At 35.2% G+C, this 19,488-nt stretch carries 18 protein-coding genes, 1 tRNA gene and 1 other RNA gene; 12 read left to right on the top strand and 8 right to left on the bottom strand.

From position 1 onward, the window contains the following. Position 1: 1 nt before the first annotated feature. Positions 2 to 508 (bottom strand): thermonuclease family protein, encoded by a 507-nt coding sequence (locus B3P17_RS11220; protein WP_252639170.1) that lies wholly within the window; start codon positions 506 to 508, stop codon positions 2 to 4. Positions 509 to 780: 272 nt separating this feature from the next. Between B3P17_RS11220 and B3P17_RS11215 the strand changes: the two genes are divergently transcribed. Further along, on the top strand, positions 781 to 1,173 hold the full coding sequence (locus tag B3P17_RS11215; RefSeq protein WP_018074768.1) for a hypothetical protein: 393 nt from the start codon (positions 781 to 783) through the stop codon (positions 1,171 to 1,173). A 77-nt stretch (positions 1,174 to 1,250) separates the two neighbouring features. Here the strand turns inward: B3P17_RS11215 and B3P17_RS11210 are convergent. Next, positions 1,251 to 1,338: transfer RNA gene (locus B3P17_RS11210), tRNA-Ser, on the bottom strand. A gap of 296 nt (positions 1,339 to 1,634) precedes the next feature. Here B3P17_RS11210 and ssrA point away from each other — a divergent pair. The 8 genes from ssrA (at position 1,635) to B3P17_RS11170 (ending at position 8,696) form a co-directional block, all read left to right on the top strand. Next, positions 1,635 to 2,032: a transfer-messenger RNA gene (gene ssrA, locus B3P17_RS11205) on the top strand. A gap of 441 nt (positions 2,033 to 2,473) precedes the next feature. Continuing rightward, entirely contained in the window at positions 2,474 to 3,679 is a 1,206-nt protein-coding gene (locus B3P17_RS11200; RefSeq protein WP_291105512.1) for a site-specific integrase, read from the top strand. Positions 3,680 to 3,897: 218 nt separating this feature from the next. Beyond that, positions 3,898 to 5,211, top strand: coding sequence for an ATP-binding protein (locus tag B3P17_RS11195; protein ID WP_291105510.1), 1,314 nt, complete (start codon positions 3,898 to 3,900; stop codon positions 5,209 to 5,211). A gap of 32 nt (positions 5,212 to 5,243) precedes the next feature. Further along, positions 5,244 to 5,981 carry a hypothetical protein gene (locus B3P17_RS11190; protein ID WP_291105508.1) on the top strand — a complete coding sequence of 246 codons (738 nt, stop codon included), beginning with the start codon at positions 5,244 to 5,246 and terminating at the stop codon, positions 5,979 to 5,981. A 114-nt stretch (positions 5,982 to 6,095) separates the two neighbouring features. Beyond that, positions 6,096 to 6,365: a helix-turn-helix domain-containing protein gene (locus tag B3P17_RS11185; RefSeq protein ID WP_291105506.1), complete on the top strand. Its 270-nt coding sequence runs from the start codon at positions 6,096 to 6,098 to the stop codon at positions 6,363 to 6,365. A 364-nt stretch (positions 6,366 to 6,729) separates the two neighbouring features. After that, positions 6,730 to 7,086 carry a plasmid mobilization protein gene (locus tag B3P17_RS11180; protein ID WP_291105504.1) on the top strand — a complete coding sequence of 119 codons (357 nt, stop codon included), beginning with the start codon at positions 6,730 to 6,732 and terminating at the stop codon, positions 7,084 to 7,086. Beyond that, on the top strand, positions 7,052 to 8,002 hold the full coding sequence (locus B3P17_RS11175; protein WP_291105502.1) for a relaxase/mobilization nuclease domain-containing protein: 951 nt from the start codon (positions 7,052 to 7,054) through the stop codon (positions 8,000 to 8,002). The genes B3P17_RS11180 and B3P17_RS11175 overlap by 35 nt, the downstream gene beginning before the upstream one ends. A 7-nt stretch (positions 8,003 to 8,009) precedes the next feature. Then, complete coding sequence (locus B3P17_RS11170; protein WP_291105500.1) at positions 8,010 to 8,696, top strand: hypothetical protein; 687 nt, start codon at positions 8,010 to 8,012, stop codon at positions 8,694 to 8,696. Between the two features lie 44 nt (positions 8,697 to 8,740). Here B3P17_RS11170 and B3P17_RS11165 read toward each other — a convergent pair whose 3' ends face one another. Continuing rightward, a complete protein-coding gene (locus B3P17_RS11165; RefSeq protein ID WP_291105498.1) occupies positions 8,741 to 9,121 on the bottom strand; it encodes a hypothetical protein in 381 nt (126 codons plus the stop codon). A 243-nt stretch (positions 9,122 to 9,364) separates the two neighbouring features. Between B3P17_RS11165 and B3P17_RS11160 the strand changes: the two genes are divergently transcribed. Genes B3P17_RS11160 through B3P17_RS11150 form a run of 3 tightly spaced genes read left to right on the top strand, consistent with a single transcriptional unit; the run spans position 9,365 to position 12,688 of the window. Further along, a complete protein-coding gene (locus tag B3P17_RS11160; RefSeq protein ID WP_291105496.1) occupies positions 9,365 to 10,252 on the top strand; it encodes a HEPN domain-containing protein in 888 nt (295 codons plus the stop codon). Between the two features lie 26 nt (positions 10,253 to 10,278). Next, positions 10,279 to 10,944: a hypothetical protein gene (locus B3P17_RS11155; RefSeq protein ID WP_252637534.1), complete on the top strand. Its 666-nt coding sequence runs from the start codon at positions 10,279 to 10,281 to the stop codon at positions 10,942 to 10,944. Position 10,945: 1 nt separating this feature from the next. Continuing rightward, complete coding sequence (locus B3P17_RS11150) at positions 10,946 to 12,688, top strand: DUF4365 domain-containing protein (RefSeq protein WP_252637536.1); 1,743 nt, start codon at positions 10,946 to 10,948, stop codon at positions 12,686 to 12,688. Positions 12,689 to 12,920: 232 nt separating this feature from the next. Here B3P17_RS11150 and B3P17_RS11145 read toward each other — a convergent pair whose 3' ends face one another. Genes B3P17_RS11145 through lpdA form a run of 5 tightly spaced genes read right to left on the bottom strand, consistent with a single transcriptional unit; the run spans position 12,921 to position 19,005 of the window. Continuing rightward, the gene (locus B3P17_RS11145) at positions 12,921 to 13,427 is read right to left on the bottom strand and encodes a flavodoxin (protein WP_252637537.1); all 507 of its coding nucleotides are present in this window, start codon (positions 13,425 to 13,427) and stop codon (positions 12,921 to 12,923) included. A gap of 24 nt (positions 13,428 to 13,451) precedes the next feature. Continuing rightward, complete coding sequence (locus B3P17_RS11140) at positions 13,452 to 15,482, bottom strand: alpha-ketoacid dehydrogenase subunit alpha/beta (RefSeq protein WP_252637539.1); 2,031 nt, start codon at positions 15,480 to 15,482, stop codon at positions 13,452 to 13,454. Between the two features lie 25 nt (positions 15,483 to 15,507). Beyond that, complete coding sequence (locus tag B3P17_RS11135; RefSeq protein WP_252637541.1) at positions 15,508 to 16,845, bottom strand: dihydrolipoamide acetyltransferase family protein; 1,338 nt, start codon at positions 16,843 to 16,845, stop codon at positions 15,508 to 15,510. Between the two features lie 35 nt (positions 16,846 to 16,880). Further along, the gene (locus B3P17_RS11130; RefSeq protein WP_252637542.1) at positions 16,881 to 17,651 is read right to left on the bottom strand and encodes a lipoate--protein ligase family protein; all 771 of its coding nucleotides are present in this window, start codon (positions 17,649 to 17,651) and stop codon (positions 16,881 to 16,883) included. A 4-nt stretch (positions 17,652 to 17,655) separates the two neighbouring features. Continuing rightward, a complete protein-coding gene (gene lpdA / locus B3P17_RS11125) occupies positions 17,656 to 19,005 on the bottom strand; it encodes a dihydrolipoyl dehydrogenase (RefSeq protein ID WP_252637543.1) in 1,350 nt (449 codons plus the stop codon). Positions 19,006 to 19,488 lie beyond the last annotated feature (483 nt).

Here is a 19,488-nt window from a genome sequence, read left to right as displayed (position 1 = left end):
CTCAGTTCCTCGGTTCTCTATTTGACTTTTCGGATCTTTGCTTTTTTCTATATTCATAAGGAGGTGTGGGATTTTTCAAACTCCAGATATTCAACTTCTGTTGTCGGGCAGTTTTCTCTAATTCTTCGAGTACCGGGTCTTCAATATAGTGATTGTAGTACCATGCTAAACCTTCTTTGACCATCTCCTGATTTAAATTCAACTCGTCGAGATAAATGATACCTAAAACTCTATCATATTGATCGATCCCTTTTTTCTCTACTTTTACAGTTTTACCGTAGCATAAGTCATTTAAGTAGGTTTTGGCTTTGTTGCTGAAGTCTTGTCCTTTTTCAGGAGAATCTATGCCATAGAGTCGCACTTTTATTCGTTCCTTGTTATCTGTCAGAATTGTCATTGTATCTCCATCAGCAACACTGACTACCTTTCCTTTTATTGTTTCGGCGGGTTCAGTGGAAGGCTGGTTACAGGAGATAAAGAGTAATAGTATGAATATAAATTTTCTCATTCGTTATAAAAGTTCATTTTTATCTTTAAATAGAATTAGCATATTATGAACTAGAGATCTAAATTAACTAAAAAGAGACAGAAAGAAATAATTATTTCTAATATATTGTCTTTACTGCTTTTATCGATAAGCTGGTAGATAGATAAATGATTGAATGAATAAACCTTATAAAATAAGTTGTCAGAGTTGTTAAAATATATAGGGAGAAATAAACGAAAAATAAAAATGATTTCATAGATTTGTCTAAATCTATCAATATAAAATTACATATTATGAAAAAATTAGTTGTATTCGCATCTGTTGTCTTTTTGTTTTCGTCTTGTGCTACAATATTTACTCCATCTAAGCAAAGTATAACGTTCTCGGGGATTGAAGGTACAAAAATTTATGATGCAAGTAATAATGTTAAATTAGCAGAAATAGGAAGTGACAAAACTGCGACTATCTCCGTTAAAAAGAAAATGAGTGACAAGCAACTTTTGGCTAAAAAAGAAGGATATAAGACATTGCCTTTTATTTTAGAGTCTACTTTCAATACGACCTCTCTATGGAATATCCTATTCTGGCCTGGTTTTATTGTAGATTTGGGAACAGGACAAATGAACAAATGGGATAATACTAGTATCAATCTTGATCTTGAAAAAGATGATTCAGCATCCAAATAAATAGAAATCTAAAAAATAGAAAAAGGACTGAATTTTATTTTAGTCCTTTTTTATTTGTTGATAATCATTGTTTTAAGCGGAGAGGAAGAGATTCGAACTCTCGATACCCTTTAGGGGTATACACGCTTTCCAGGCGTGCCTCTTCAACCACTCGAGCACCTCTCCTTTGTCCTCCGGCTGTAGCGTGTGCAAAGATAAAGGATATTTTTGAATTGACAAGAAGAGAGAAAGTATTAGTCGTTTAGAGGGATGATTTTAGAAGGCTTTGAAGTGTTTACAACCGGTATCGCTTTTATTTACAATACGAGAAATCGGAATAGCTTTGGCTTGGCTTGTTGTATATCCTAAAAAAGAGTTATCTTTGTATCCGATATTGTTTTTACAAATGTTTCGCATTATTTGTTACTCGATATCTAAAGTTTGATATTAAATCGTTGTATATCAAGCGAAAATAAACCAACGGGGCTGACTGGCTTTGACAGCGAGATGAAGTGGTTTGTAAGCATGCAGTGCGTAGTCGGCTGGCACTATAATCTCAGACGTCACAAATTTAACTGGCAATAACAATTACGCTCTTGCTGCTTAATCGAAGTATAGTAGATTCTAGCTTAATCCTTGCACAGGTGTAAGGACAAGACATCACCCGGAAGCTGTGGCTTCGAAGCGTGCCGATCAGGTGGTGCAGACAAATCGGAGATAGGATAGGGGAGGCTTTGGCCCTTATCTGAAATAAAAAAGCTAAGGTTTGAGTTGGTGGCTTCGGTCTTGCTCATTCACGAAAATTTAAGCGAAGATAAGCATGTAGAAAGCAAATTAGTTCCTTGTTTGGACGAGGGTTCAAGTCCCTCCAGCTCCACTTTTCAACATTTCAAAAGAGTTCAATTCCGTATAAATCAATAATTTATACGGAATTTTTTTTAGGTGTACAATCTAAAATAATCCGTTTAAATTCATACTTCAGGTGTACTATTCGGTGTACAATTCTATTTTGAAAAAATGACACCGAATGCACTGATAGATATTTATAAGTCAAAGAATTATGAATTTTTAAGTTTCATAGTGAGTGAATTATTTTATACTGATTTTTACTGAAATTTGATGTACACCTCTAAATCTCAATATTTATTAGTTTAATTCAATAACAAATACTTATTACATTCTATTTCTAGGTTCTGGAACGTAATTATCAAATTCTTTGATTACTAAATACTGTTTTGTAAATTCAATAAGGTCAACTGTTTGATTTTTATTCAATTAAATCGAAATATATTATTTAGTATTAATTTAAACTGATTTGAACATGAAAACAATGAGTATTGCGTTTTTTACAAGAAAGGAACGTATTAATGAAGGAAATGAGATTCCTGTATTTATGAGAATTACAATTGAAGGGAAACGAGCAGAGTTCTCAATAAAAGAAAAAATTGAAGAGGATAAATGGCTAAATGGAAGAGCAGCAGGAAATTCAATTAAGAGTAAAAATTTAAATGATTTGCTAGACTCTTATACGGCAAAAGCAAAAGAATATTACCGTTTTTTATATGACAAAAACGAATCAGTAACAGCTTTGAAGGTTGCAGACCTGATGAAAGGAAAGAATGTCAGTGATAAAACTTTATTATGGCTTTGTGATAAATATATTTCCAAAATATCAAACCTTATCGATAATGGATATGCCGATGCTACATTAACACGTTATCAGACCACAAAAAGACACATAGAAGCATTCTTAAAGAAGAAATACAGGAGAAATGATATTCTTATTACTGATCTCAACTATGAGTTTATTTCGGAATTTGAAAACTATTTTAAAAGAACTCGTAAATGTAATCATAATACTTCGATGAAGTATTTGAAAAATCTGAAAGCTATTGTAAATCTCGCTTTAAAGAATGATTGGTTAGATAAAGACCCATTTCGTCAATTCACTTGTAAAATCCAACCAGTAGAAAGAGATTTTCTTACGGAAGAAGAAGTCTTAAAAATCAAAAATAAGAAAATAATTGTTGAACGATTAGGAATAGTAAGAGATGCTTTTGTTTTAGCTTGTTTCACTGGTTTGTCTTATATCGATATTAAGCAATTAAGAAAGCAGAATATAATTACAGGTGTTGACGGAGAACAGTGGATATATGCTAATAGAGAAAAAACAAATATTATTTCAAAAATACCCCTTCTTCCGGAAGCAGATAAAATAATCAAAAAATATAGTTCTTATTCTCATTTGAGAGAAACAGGTTATATAATTCCAGTACCATCCAATCAAAAGGTAAACGCATACTTGAAGGAAATTGCTGATTTAGCAGAGATTACAAAGAATCTCACATTCCATGTAGCTAGACATTCGTTTGCCACCCTCGCCCTAAGCTATGGAATGTCTATAGAGTCTGTGAGTAAAATGCTAGGGCATAACCAAATTCGCACAACCCAGATATATGCCAAAGTCACAGAAGAGAAGATAGCTAAAGAAATGGTTGCTTTTAAAAATAGAAAGAAAAGAGCCTAGTATACAATATACATATAGCCCCTTATCTGATTTCGATTTGCAGTTGTCAAGAATTCCTTGACAACTGTTTTTAATGATAAATAGGAGAAGTATAACTCAGAAAAATAACTTGAAATATAAAAAGTGCATTGTTTTACACAAAGTCATAGGGTAAAAGTGTATATTTGTTCATAAAGTCATCAGGTAAAAGTGTAAACAGAGAAGAAATAATCAAATATATGAGAAGAACAGCATTAAGTTTCTTACAGAAATGGAAACAAAAAAAGACACGAAAACCTCTTATTATAAGAGGTGCTCGCCAAGTTGGTAAAACTTGGCTAATGAAAGAATTTGCCAAAACCGAATATGAGAATTTCGCCTATATAAATTTTGAAGATAATCAACAGCTAAAAACACTATTCCTAAACGATTTCGATATACCACGTATTTTATTGGCTATCCAGATTGCAACAGGAATAAAACCAGAGCCAAACAAAACACTGATTATATTCGATGAGATTCAAGAAGCAGAGAGAGCTTTAACTTCTTTGAAATATTTTAGGGAAAATGCTCCAGAATACCATATTGTAGCAGCAGGTTCTTTACTAGGAATTGCATTACATGAAAATACATCTTTTCCAGTAGGTAAAGTTGAGTTCTTAGATTTATATCCTTTAAGTTTTACTGAATTTTTAGAAGCATTGGGAGAACATGATTTGAATAATCTGATTCAGACTCAACAGTGGGTAATGATAAATACCTTTAAAACAAAGTATATAGAACTACTAAAGCAATATTACTATGTGGGAGGTATGCCCGAAGTGGTTTCAAGCTATGCAATTAATCAGGATTTTAGTGAAGTACGCCAAATTCAGCAGCAAATACTTAATTCATACGAACAGGATTTCTCAAAACATGCCCCTGCAGATGTCGTTCCTCGAATTCGTATGGTCTGGAATTCTGTTCCTGCACAATTATCGAAAGAAAACCGAAAATTTATCTATGGCTTGATAAAACAAGGAGCCAGAGCCAAAGAATTTGAATTAGCTTTAGCTTGGTTAATGGATTGTGGCTTAATACATAAAATCAATAGAGTATCTAAACCAGCCTTACCCTTGAAAGCGTATGAAGATATGGGAGCATTTAAACTATATCTGCTTGATATAGGCTTGTTGGGAGCTATGGCAAACCTCGATGTAAAAACCTTACTTGATGGTAATCTGATTTTTACCGAGTTTAAAGGAGCTTTGACCGAACAGTATGTTTTACAACAATTGGTTACAGATGCAGAAATCTCAATTTTCTATTGGTCGTCAGAGAAATCAGATGGAGAAGTAGATTTACTTATACAGTACAAGAATGAGGTTGTTCCAATAGAAGTAAAAGCAGCCGAAAACCTTCAAGCAAAAAGCTTACGGGCTTTTGTCGAAAAGAATAAATCCAAAATGGCCATAAGGACTTCAATGTCAGATTTCAGAGAAGAAACATGGTTGACAAACTTACCTTTATATGCTATCAATGAATTGACAGACTATCTTGAAGCAAAAAGTTAATTAAATTAGTCACGATTATTACACGATAGACTATGAAAACAAATTTCAAATATCAATGGAATATCTTTTTTGACTGCTTAGGTGCTTTTGATAGCTCCTTTAGTGGAAAACAGAAAATCTTCTATCAACGAATCAAAGATAATCCTAAGAGCAAAGATGAAAAATACTTTACCCATATTTGGACTGGTGAAAAAGAAAGGACTAAAAAGCGGATATCAAGATACTCCAGACTAATAAATCTCCGCACAATATCACTACCTCTTATAATAGTAGCTATTATTATGGCTGCTATTTGCTTTATGTTACAGAGCTGGTTATTATTTACAATCTCATGCCTATCCACAATCGTATTTTTACCTTATTGGGTAATTAGCAGGGATTTTATATATGATAAAGATAACTGTTTAACTTATTTGCAATGGATGAATAAATCAGAGGCTCAGGGAAAACTCCCTGAAATCTTAGAAGAAGCTTTTTCTTCTGACATACAAATTACAACAACAGCAATTGCAGATCTACCCGAAATAACACAAAGTGAATTAACGGCTTTGATTGCAGGTCTGATTCTGTCCGATAATCTGAAGCTATCAATAGCTGAAAAAGATTTTATCAAACGTATATCTTCACAAATAGCTATCTCTGGCAAAGAGATAAACACAACTTCCTTTTATAAAAGCTATAGCCGATTCAAAAATGATCCTTTCTTGGCTAAATCTGCATACAATGATTTATTGAATAAACTCAATAATATAGATTTCGATAAAAATTAAGCCATATTTATTATCCTGATTTACAGTGTAGACTAAAGTAGTTTATTCTGGTCAACAATTTTTCCAAACACATTTTTATTTTTTCGTGGCATGTTTCATTTAAAATAATTGAATATGTCACAGATTCTAACGTACGAAGACTTCAAAGAATTTGAAGCAAAGGTCTTAAAAGAGTTTGAAGAGATAAAGAAAGCCTTGCCTTCTATCTCTCCAAAGAAATGGTTACGCTCTTCCGATATTAAGGAATTGCTCGGTGTGTCGCATGGAAAACTACAAACCATGCGTAATAATAAAGAAATACCTTTTACACTTATTGGCGGTACGATATTCTATTCACTGGAAGATGTGAATAAAATGTTGGATGGTAAAAAGCAGAGGAAATAGTTCTCGTTTTCGTTCGTCGGGAGGAGTGGTCTCCCCCCTTGCCACGAGGGCGCTCCCCGACCGATGAGTTGTTGGTGTTGACTACTTGGTTCTGGTGGTTTAGTCGGTATATCCACATAAGTTAAAGTCCTAAGTTTTGTGTATTGGTTCTTGGATATTCTGCTATTCCAATCGGAAGCAAAGCCTTTATCGAAAGTGTGTGGCAAGGTTATGGAAATGTATACATTTCCTACCTTGCTCCGCCTTTGGCGGAGGGGAAAACCGCTCCCGTTGGTCGCAGTTTTATAAGGACGGCATTAAAGAAATAAGCGTTTATCTTAATTAAAACAAGCTGAATATTATGCATGATAATATAAAAAATAATATGTCAAAAAATAGAGTCTCTGCACGATTGAAAGAGAAAGTCATTAGTGTAAGGGTTACAACAATGGAATATCTAGCTTTGAAAAAAAGAGCCCGGGATGCTGGTATGAGTTTAAGCAGTTTTGCCCGCTCTTCATTGCTCTCGGCTAAAGTAGTCCAGCGTATAGGCAAAGACGATGCAGATACGCTTCGCAAACTATCAGGAGAAGCCAATAACCTGAACCAATTGGCAAGGTCAGCCAACAAGGATGGCTTTACGAGTGTAGCAATAGAGATAACAAGCCTGCGAAACATGATTGTAGATATTATTAACCACTTATCAGATGATTGGAAAAGTTATGCAAAGAGCCGCTTTTAAAGGATGTGTCCGCTATGTAATGAATAAGCAGGATGCAAAGATAATAGCTGCCGACGGGGTGCTTCTATCCAATATGGACAGTATCATCAGGAGCTTTAATACCCAACGCCTGATGAAACCGAATATAAAGCATCCCGTTGGGCATATATCGTTAAGCTATCTGCCTGATGATACTGACAGGCTTACTAACGGGGCTATGGTAACATTGGCTAAGGAATATATGCAGGAGATGAATATAACCGATACCCAGTATATCATCGTACGCCATTATGACAACGGAAATCCCCATGTGCATATCGTCTATAACCGTATTAATAATAACGGCAAGGTGATAAGCGACAAGAACGACCGTTACCGCAATGAGGCTGTCTGTAAGAAAATAAAGAATAAATACGGATTGTCTTACGGTAAAGGAAAGGATAAAGTCAATCAGCACAAGTTAAGAGGTAAGGACAAAACCAAATATCAGGTTTATAATGCCGTAAAAGATGCTTTGTCCAAGTCCACTGGTTGGACTGACCTTGAAAAGCTGTTGAAAGAAAAAGGCATAAGCATTTCCTTCAAATATAAAGGACAGACCCATGAGGTACAAGGTATTTCCTTCACTATCGGTGATGTGACTTTCAAAGGTTCTGAGGTAGACCGTAATTTCAGTTACTTAAAACTGGACAAGCAACTGAAAGACAATGCTCAGAATTATATTCAGAGTAAAACCCCAGGACAATCTTTTGCCAAAGAGAGCAACTCTCAAAGTCAGGGAGCCGATATTGTCGGTTCACTGATCGAGGGTTTAGATTCAATGTCTATATTTCAGGCTCATGGAGAAGATCCGCAGGAAGAACGCTTCCAGCATGAGATGGAACGCAGGCAAAAACAAATAAACAGAAAGAACAATAAACGACCCAGATTAAAATAATTGAATTATGAATGATAAAATAGACAATATCCAGATAACAATGGACGGCTTTTCAGAAATACTGTCCGAGATTATGATTGAGATTCGCTCTTTGAAAAAGGCTGATAACGTTGAATCCGCCTTGAATACTGATCTTTTGAATAAAATAGTACAAACTATTGACGAGTCCAAGAAAGGTGTTACAGGAGAAGAATTAAAGGCATATACTGCCGCAATGATTGCTACGATGCGACAGTTACAGGATGAAGCCAATAATTCTTTTTCAGAGTTTCTAAATGAAAAAATAGCTCAATTGGAAACAGTAGCCAAGCAACCGAGTATTGTAAAGAATCAATATACAATTGACTTTAAGTCTAGTAAGACTGTTATTGCTGTTATTTTTCTTTCACTCGGTCTGTTTTGTTCTTTGTTTGGGAATTACAATCAGTATCAGGAAAATAGCAGGTTGACCGATAATGATCTGAAATATAGGTTTGTGAAAATGAAGAATGGTATCTTGCCGAATGAGATTACACGATTGGAGAATTTCTTCTATTATCCGGATAGTGCTTATGTAATGAGTAATATCCGTAAAAGCGTGATTGATTATGAGCATCGCTTGCAAGAGCAAGCCCGGAAGCAAGAGCAAAAGAAACAGAATGAAGAAAATATTAAGCGGTTAGATAGTGAAATTCAAGAATTGAATGTAGAGTAAATTGAAATAAAGGCAAAGCTCTTGACTTTGCCTTTATTTTGACATTACCTGAAAAGATAAAAACATGTTTCAGTTTTCGTCTCTTTTATTTTCAAGGAGCAGGAGGGAAGTTGAAAACTACTTTTTCTGAAACTATAATCTGCCGAATCTATTAAATGGTTAATCAGTAACTCTTCCTCTTCTGTTGAATCTAAAAATAAAAAAGAAGCATCACAGTTATTTTCGCTATCGAAAGAAATTGAGATTGTAGCCTCTTCATTATCGAAACGTACTTCAATAATGTGATCGTGTACTCCTTTTTCAATATATTCCATCAGGCAGACAGGATAGTCTTTGTATTTTTCTTTCAGATCATTTTCCGATTGACCTAGAGTCAACCAGGCATGTTCAAGTAACGTGTCGAATTTAGTATTTTGATTTCGCATAAATATCCGCATTTAGAGCCTGATTGAAGAATCAAGCCGATATAAATAGTATGTAATAATTTATATCTCTGCGGTGTTGAGTCGTCAGTCTGAATCTTATGTCAAACCGACAAGAAGCAGGATGTGAATACAAAGATACAATTAACAAACAAAAGTTAATCCTTGTTTTGCTTTTTTCAATATCTTTAAGGTCGCAGACCTTTTTATATGTTTTTATAGAAAGGATTAATATTAAATCGCAAAATGAAGAAGTCCATATCATATTTACCATCAACTAATCAGAGAGATCTACATTTTATAGTCGAGGCTGTTTTGCAACGGCTAAAGCAAACCGAGATGATAATTTTGTTCGGGAGCTATGCCCGAAATGACTACGTGGTATATGATGAAAAATATGAATTTGGCAAACTACAGTTTTATGTAAGCGATTACGATATACTGGTTGTCACAAGTGGAGTATCTGATGGAGGTGCAATCAGGTCACTCAGTAATGTGGAGGATTTGTATTATGACAGGGCAAAAGACCCTGACAGGCAACCTCCCGTTCAGTTTATCAGCGAGGACATGAAAAAGCTGAACAAATACCTGAATGATGGGCGATATTTCTATACACAGATAAAGCAAGAGGGTGTTGTATTGTATGATAGTGGAAAACATAAGTTAGCACGAAGAAGAAAACTCAGCTTTGAAGAAATAAAGCAACAGGCTCAGGAGTATTTCAATGATAAGCTTGATAATGCTGATGAATTTGTAAATCTTGCTAATGATTCATACAATAGAAGTAATTATAAAATGTCTTCGTTCAATTTGCATCAAGCTTGTGAAAACTATATTTATGCTATTCGGTTAGTCTTTACTTTAGAAAATCCTAAACAGCATAATCTTACAAAATTACTGAATTCCGTAAAGAAATATTCCAACGAATTTATAAAAGTCTTTCCACAGGACACACCCGAAGAAAAGCGTTTATTCGAACTTATTAAGGCAGCTTATGTGAATGGACGCTATGATCCTGATTTTGTAGTAACTAAAGAGGATATTGACGCCCTTGTTCCGAAAGTGGAATTGCTTAGGGATATTACTAAGCATATTTGTGAAGAGAAGATTAGAGAGTATGGGGAGATGGAGTGAATTAGTTATACTATTCTAAGAATTATATGAAAATAAATAAAAATGATTTCCCAATATTAGAATGTATTGAGAATAACCATTTAACAGATAAAATTTATAGCTTCTTAGGAAGTTCTGGTTATGAAGTTGACGGCATTACTGATATAATGAAAAGTTTACGTGCATTTTTTTATGGGAACATAAAAATAGATTGTATATCAAAAGTAATCCATGAGCAACTTTTAGAAACACCAAACTTTCTTAAGGCAAAAGTCATGCTACAGGATTCGGATGAAATAACGGGCTTATTACTATTACCTGATATAATTTATTCTGATTTATCAAATGTACCTGAGTATGTTGATGTAAATACAGAAGATTATCCTATTAGTGTAATATTCTATACATGGACAAGTTTTGATAATCTTCAAAAAAGATTGGGAACTTTCGAAGAAGAATGGGGAGATGATAAAGGAAGAGAGATATTAATTATACCTATTCACAATAATAAAATAACACAAGCAACAAGCCAATACCATATGATTTGTAACGATGAATTATATGGAACTAAATATAGTGAGAAGGAAGGTCGTTGTTGGTATGGAAAAATACATGATTATGTAATGTCTTTTCTTATATATCAAGAAATAAATTTGGAAAATAATAGAGGTCAAAAGCAAAAAATAGAAACCAATGTTGTAAATTTCATTTGATATGTGTAATGAAATATCTAATTCAAACCTTGCAATATATCAAACAAATAATGATTTAGCTGAAAACACGAGTGTTCTTTGGCTTGAACTACTATTTAATAGAGAGGATATAGCAACAAATTTTGAAAAAAGAGATAAAAAGCCCGATATAGATGGTTCTTTTACAATACTAAATAACAGACGCTTTGATGCACGTTTAGAGGCTCAAATAAAAACCTATAATCTAAAAAAATCAAAAGGGCAAGCAAAATATTCATGTGACACTAAGTTCATCTATTATGCTTTAAAGAATCGTATAAGTTGCATTATACTTTTTGTTGTGGATAATTCTACGAATAAAGCATATTGGAAATATTTATCTCAAAAATTTATCGACAGCTTGAATCTGAAGTATGAACAGAAAGAGGTGACAATTCATTTTAATGATAATGAATATGTTAGTTATGATAATATTGAGGAGTGTCTTGCTATCTGGAAATCTCATTTTAATATAAAGAACAATGCTATTTTTATTGAAGATGATAATATTGAAAAATTTAATGAGAAAATCACACAAATTAATAAATATTTAACTAATTCTGATTTATCAGCTTTTGACAATAAATATATTGTAAGTATTCAAAAATTTATTGATAGATATAATCAGCTTTTTGATGGAGATTACAAAATACTAAAACGTTTCTATTTCCCGAATGTTTGGAAATTTGGAATTGCTATAGATGAATTTACAGAAACCACATTATCATATTGTATTTATAAGATAATATGGGGAAAAAGTGATTTATTTATCAAGAAGGTTGACCTTTCTGAAATTTCTAAATTAAATTTAGATTATCTTGATAGAAGTTGGATATACACAGCTTTTCGTGATAATAAGAATGAAATCTGGACAGGAAAGCCAGATATAGTAATGCATGATATAAATAAAAAAATAAAAGACTTATTAGAAAATAAAAAGCTTATCTTTCTTTCTCCTGAAATAGCAATTGAATGTATTTATGATACTTTGGAAGAAGAATATAGAAATTGGAAAATTGATTATAATGATTCAGTAAATCTTCTAATTATGAAAGAATTTATTGAAAATAAATATGAAAATAAAATAAGTAAAAGAGACTTGCAAATATATTCCGCTGGCGTCAGGTCAAACGATATTACAACGACCTATTATTGTATTGATTATTTGTTAAACAATGGATTCCAAAATATAGAACGTTTATACCCTTCAAAACCATCCTATAGAGATAAGGAAAGTTCGATAAATTATCTGTGTTCAAAAACAGAAACAGTTTTTTCTTATCTTCCTGCTCTTTTTGAAGCATATATGTACTTTGCATTTCCTTCTCTTCAATCTAAAATAACATTTTGGGACGATATTGATTTGATGTTTGTCATATTTAGGACAGATGGAGATAAATCAGCAATAGAAATTGACTATTTCAAAAGACAAGATGGAAAGTTGTCAACACCACAATTATTATTTACAAAAAACTTTGAACATCAACTATATCAAGATTATTTTACAGAACGGTCAAAAAATAAAGATATAGATCAATTTAAGTATAATTATGTATATAATCAAAATTCATATAAATTGGAGTATACACAATTTGAAGATATACATTGTATAAATAATTATTTTTCAATACATAAACAACTCTATCGTTTTCTTGCAAAGAAATTTGATAATTACTTAAAACCTGATTGTCGAATAATGAATGATATCGCCCGACGGAGAATATAATTTGGGAGATATAGATATAACTTTTGATATATAGTCAGAATATTTTTTCATCTTCCATACAAAATTATAATCAAGAATAAACTATCAAGGCCATAGCCTCACGGTTATTTCAAGAAATCTTCCTTTTTTACTTTTTCTTTCTCTCGGTTATATATCAGGATATAAAAAGAACTTAATCGCTATTTATCCTAAAACGATTAAGTTCCTTTCTTATAATAAAGCAATTTGCTGTTTAATCAAATTCTTTTTTCAGTTGTTCTACCCAGCTTTTTATCCGATCGTTTGTCAGTTTCGACTGGTTTTCTTTATCTATGGCTAATCCAACGAATTTGTGATCTCGAATGGCTCGTGACATTTCAAAATCATAACCCTCGATAGATGTAAAGCCAACTATTTTAGCTCCAACAGACTCGAATGTCTCAGCCAAAATACCTATTCCGTCAACAAAGTTTTCCGGGTACTTCACCTGATCTCCTAGTCCAAAAATGGCAACTTTCTTGCCCTTCATATTCAAAGCTTCTAGTTCAGGTCTTACTTCATCCCAATGATTGGGTAGCTCTCCATCAAACCATGTTGCTACTCCTACAATAATATTGTCATAACTTTCAAAATCCTTTTTCCATGCATCTTCAACTGAGACAAGGTCAACTAGGTCACTACCAAAAGCCTCTTTTATCTTTTTAGCAATAGAGGCTGTCTTGGTTGTAGTTGTTCCGTAAAACAATCCTATTTTCTTCATTGCATATATAGTGTTTTTTGTTATTTAAAATTCAAGTAATTTTTTAGCAGCTTCGTAGATTTTATCCACATTCGGAAGTACAGCTTTTTCTAGTATCGGATTGAAGCCTACAGGCGTGAAAGTAGAACCTACACGTTGTACCGGCGCATCCAGATACTGGAACATTTCTGAACCAATTATCGCTGCAATTTCTCCTCCAAGACCTGCAAACACTTTGTCTTCATGTACAATAAGTGCTTTACTTGTTTTCTTTACCGATTCGAAGATAGTCTCTTTATCCAATGGAACCAAAGATCGTAAGTCGATTACTTCGACATCCCAATCTTCTTTAGCCAAACGCTCTGCCACAGAGAGGCTGAGTAGTGTTGTGTTTCCATAAGTGAAAAGGCTTAGATCCTTTCCGGGACGGCGAACACGAGCCTTTCCAAAAGGTACTTCAAAATCGTCAGGAATAACTGTTGCTGCATCTACAGAGTTGTATAAAGCTTTTGGCTCTAGAAATACGGTTAATCCTTCCGAACGTAAGCTGGTACGCAACAGACCTGCTGCATCGTCTGCGAAAGAAGGATAAACGATTCTGCATCCCGGCAATGTAGCCAATGCCGCTTCAATATTTTGAGAGTGGTATATTCCGCCTCCGATATATCCACCCGATGCTAGTCGTAAAGTGATATTCGGTGAAAACTGACCGTTGCTGCGCCAGTAATCGTGGGTACATTCTACAAATTGCTCCATTGCCGGCCAAAAATAATCGGCAAACTCAGCACCTTCTATAACAACTCGTATCTTCGGGTCGAAACGGCTCATACCGTTTGCTGTTCCCACGATAAAGTCTTCTGCAATAGGAGCGTTGAAAATACGTTTTTCTCCAAACTCTTGTTGCATACCTTTCGAAACGTTGAACACTCCCCCTTTGTCTTTGTTTGCCACATCCTGCCCCCACAAGAAAGTGTCGGGATTGTGTCTAAACTCAGCTTTGAGTGTTTCGTTAATAGCCGTTACCAGATTTTTCTTTTCGCCCTCTTCATTATGAGTTCCATCCACATACTTTTCAGGTTTATATGGTTCCGGTATAACGAAATCGAAAATAGATTTAGGGTCGGGATCGGGTGCAGCTAAAGCCTTTTTATTCGCGGCACTCACTTCTTTCTTTACTTCGGCTTCTATGGCTTGCAATTCTTCTTCCGTAAAGCGTTTGTAGCGTAACAGCATCCGACGGAATTTATGTAAAGGATCGGCTTCTTTTACATATTTCAATTCGTTTTCATCACGATACAGAGTATGCTTATCCGAGTTGGAGTGTGAGCCGATGCGTACGCAATTGGCGTGCATCAATACCGGCTTCTGATTTGCAATAGCATATTCGCGAGCTTCGGCCATTGCATTCATCGAGTCGAAAACATCCTTACCGTTGCAATACATTATTCTCAGGTTTTTTATCCCTGAATAATTATCTACGGCTTTTCTGTTTGCTGTCTGATCTTTTTTAGGAACTGATATACCATAACCGTTATCCTGTATGACAAATATTACAGGCAGTTCTTCTTTCGATGCTCCGTTTATCGCTTCAAAGACATAGCCTTCCGACATGGCAGATTCTCCGTGTGACGTGATAGCGACACCTTTTTTCTCATAATATTTTATGGCGCGGGCTACTCCTACAGCATGTAAATCGTGATTACCTGTGGCAGAAGATACGTTCTCTATGTGCCATTCAGGTTTGGCAAAGTGGTTCGACATGTGACGTCCGCCACTAGCCGGATCAGTTGCTTTCGAAATACCGTTCAGTATCAGTTCTTCTGCAGTAAGACCTGCTGAAAGAACGGTTAGCATATCACGATAATAAGGGAACATGAAATCTTCTCCTTTAGTAAAGGCCTGCCCCACTGCAAGCTGGATTCCATCGTGTCCTGCATAAGGAGCATGGTACGACCATCCGAGAGATTGTAGCAAATAGGCCGGGGCTTTTTCGTCGATAGCCCGTCCTAATGTCATCAGGTGATACCAGTTTTTTAGAGTTTCTTTATCTGTTGTTTTTATATCATATTTTTTCATATCTGTTTTTCTGTTTTGAGTTAGGTTAGGCATTCCAGTTTTCCAAATATTCAGCTATGCGGTACAAGAAGTTTCCTCCCAGCATACCGTCTACCACACGGTGGTCGTACGATAATGAAAGGTACATCTTGTGTCTGATAGCGATAACATCCCCTTCGGGCGTTTCTACTACTACAGGTTTCTTCTCAATGATGCCTACACCAAGTATTGCTACTTCGGGTTGGTTGATAATCGGAGTACCAAACAAACTCTTGAATGAACCAAAGTTGGTAATGGTGAATGTTCCTCCTTGAATTTCATCCGGCAACAATTTATTGGCGCGAGCCTTGTTTGCCATATTATTCACCGCTACAGCCAAACCGCTTAAGCTTAATTTATCCGCATCTTTTATTACGGGAACAATCAGGTTTCCATCATTCAGAGAAACAGCAACACCGATGTTGATGCGTTTTTTCTCTATAATGTTATACCCGTCCACAGAGGAGTTGATGCGAGGGAAATCCTTCAATGCTTTTGCTGTTGCTTCAACTATCGGTGACATATATGTAAGGCTTACACCTTCGCGTTTCTTGAAGGTATCTTTGTTTTGTTCACGCCAGTTTACTAGTTTGGTTACGTCTACTTCTATCACATTGGTAACATGCGGAGATATCTTTTTAGAAGCAACCATTCGGTCGGCTATAATACGACGTATGGCATCCATCGGAATCACCTGATCCCCATCTGCAACTTGTACAGGCGCTGCCTTTGGTGCACTTTCTTGTGATGGTGACGGAGCTGCAGGTGTAGACGTTTTTGCAGCCGGTGCCGGTGTTGTTGATACTCCTTTTTTCTTATTGTCGATGTATAGCTCAATATCACGTTTGCTGAGGCGTCCTTCGTAACCTGTTCCGGGTACAGTATCAAGCTCACTTTGACTGATTCCCGCGTCTTTTGCTTTCTGTAGAACAACAGGAGAATACCATCTGTCTGCTGTGCCTTTACTTACTTTTTCTTCCGATACTTTCGCAGGTGCGGTCGGAGTTGCTTTTTCTTCAGCCTTAGCTGGTGCAGGAGCAGGAGCCGGTGTCGGTTCTTCTTGTTTTGCAGCTTCAGTACTTGGTTCTTCTTCGCCTTCTTCACCTTCCAGTTCAACGATAGCTACAACAGTACCTACAGATACTGTATCTCCTTCTTTGAATAATATTTCAAGAATTTTCCCTGATACAGGAGATGGAATTTCCGCACTGACTTTTGCTGTGTTTACTTCAAACAAAATGTCATCTTCGTTAATTGTATCCCCAACTTTGATCGACCACGAAATGATAGTCCCTTCGGTTATACTTTCGCCCAATTTGGGCATTTTAATTTCAAATTTTGCCATGGTTTATATTGTATTATATTTTATAGTAATTTCTTTTAAATTATAGATTGAAGTGCTTGCTCCGATACTCTAGGTTTCTTTCCTTCATAATTCCATTCATCTGTTCCATACTTCTCATTCACCAGTTTCTTTATATTTAAAACATCTTCACTCGTGAATTGATAAATAGAATTTCCCTTTTTCTCATTCATGAAATAAGCCATGATATAATCTTTGAAACGATTTATATTTAATGGCTTATCTATATGGTTAAGGATGTTCGTAACGGGACTTTTTACCGACTTGACATAAATCCGCTTATCGACTTTATTTTCCAGTTGCTTCGGATCACTTTCAAGCGTAGTAGTGAGTCTGTTGAGGTCGGATGAAAAAAGTAATGTCGCATGAAACATAGCCCTGTCTTTGTGTACACATTGCGCACTGCCCGATATTTTGAGTCCATCAATGTTTATTGCCAAGCGTGTGTCTACCTCAGCATGGATGCCCAGAGTGGATAGAAGCATAACTATTCTTTCTGTGAACCGGTGAAAGCCTATGCCTTTATTGTTTTCTATAAAGGTCAGGTTCAAATTACCTAGATCATGAAATACAGTTCCTCCTCCCGATGAGCGTCGTGCTACTTTGATATTATTCCTTTGTATAAAGTCGAGATTAACCTCGGCCAATACATTTTGGTACTTGCCTATAACCACTGACGGTTCATTCTGGTATAACATGAAAAATTCTTCTGAGAAATTTTTCAGAAGATATTCTTCACTGGCCATGTTGAACCAAGCGTCGGTATATGTATTGTTAATACAAAGCATTTTGTTAAGAGAATAAAGTCTCGTGTATAATTTCGCCTACAGTTGGATGCGGATATACATGTTTACGGAACTCTTCTACAGTGTTACCGTTTTCTATCGCAATCCCTGCCAGCAGTATTAATTCTGATACCGGATTACCAAGCATGTGGCATCCTATAATGCGATCGCTATCGTCTACTATTATTTTACAGAGTCCGCTTCCTGTTTCATTTTCTGCAATAAATCGCCCGGAATACGCCATCGGTAATTTGAGCACACGAAAAGGTTCTCCCTTTGCTGTCAACTCTTCTTCAGTCTTTCCTACTCCTGCAATCTCCGGGTTTGTATAAACGACACTAGGGATAGCCTTATAACTCATTTTGTCATCTTCGCCAAGAATATGGCTGATAGCTACTTCTCCTTCTCTGATAGCGGTATGAGCCAGTAACGAAAAGCCGGTAATATCTCCTGCGGCATATATACGAGGATGGCTGGTTTGCATATACTCATTAACTTTTACACCGTTTTTGAGAAGCTCCACGTTTAAAGACTCCAGTCCGAATCCTGTGGTAATAGCTCTACGTCCCACACTTACCAGTATCTTTTCAGATTCAATTGTTTGAGTCTTTCCATTTTTCTCTACAACTACACCTTTCTTTGTAACCTCTGTAACTTTTGTATTCAGATGGAATTTAATTCCTCTCTTTGCATAATCGCTGCGAAGCATGGCTGATGTTTCTTTGTCCATTACTCCGAGTATTTCAGGCATCATTTCTATAACATTGACTTCTACGCCCATGCTATTAAAGAAAGAAGCGAATTCGATACCAATAACACCACCACCAATGATTGCAAGTGATTTTGGTAAGTCTCCAAACTCTAAGGCTTCTTTCGATGTCCAGTAATTTACTTCAGACAACCCCTTTATCGGAGGTATAACAGTTTCGGAGCCTGTGCATAATAGCAAATATTTTACTGAATAGGTTTCCTTACCACTCGAAATGTTGATCTTATTATCCTTCTCCCCGGTGATGGTTGCTGTATCTTTAACTACAGTAACACCGTATGATGATAATTTAAAGCTGACTCCCGCCGTTAATTTTTTTACGACTTTATCCTTTCTGTCAATTATTTTTGATACATCGAAAGAAGGGGCGTTGTCTAATGTAATTCCGTATTTGCTTGCATTTTTTATGCTATCCAGTGTTTTGGCTGAATATAAAAGTGTTTTTGTGGGGATACATCCTTCATTGAGACATACACCTCCGATGTATTTCTTTTCAAAAAGGACAGTTTTTAATCCGTTCGATGCAGCTATTTCGGCTGCATTATACCCTGCCGGACCTCCACCGATAATTGCGATATCAAATTCCATAGTCTATCTATTGATTGTTAGTTGTCAAAAAAAGTTCGTTTTGCAATGTGTATATTACACATCACCCTATAAACAAATGAGAACAAGATAAGTTTTATCGATTTTAACTATTACTCTTATAGATAATCAATATGAGGCGTTTCTATAAGAAAAAAATGGCTTCTGCACTTAGTTATAGGATTGTAGGGGTATGGATTAAATGTGTTTAATTCTATCTTTTTAATGTTTTTTTACTTTTCTCGAATAAAAGAATAAATATGCGAAACTGTATTTTTTTGAGAATATTCCATTAATTCTAAATAAGATTCTCATGATTAGATTTTGCGTCTTATGTACACAATTATGTTTTAAAACATATATGTGTCTTTATTACGCATAATATTATGTTCCTTAAAAATATTAAAATATATTTGCATCAGACAAGATTACAGAAAATACAAAATTTCTCTTTAAAAAATGTGAAGCATTATACACTACATAACC

It is taken from the genome of Dysgonomonas sp. UBA7630, assembly GCF_002483985.1.
GTDB lineage: Bacteria > Bacteroidota > Bacteroidia > Bacteroidales > Dysgonomonadaceae > Dysgonomonas.
The sequence above is the reverse complement of the archived record's forward strand: the minus strand, read 5'-3'. Positions and strand labels throughout refer to the sequence as shown.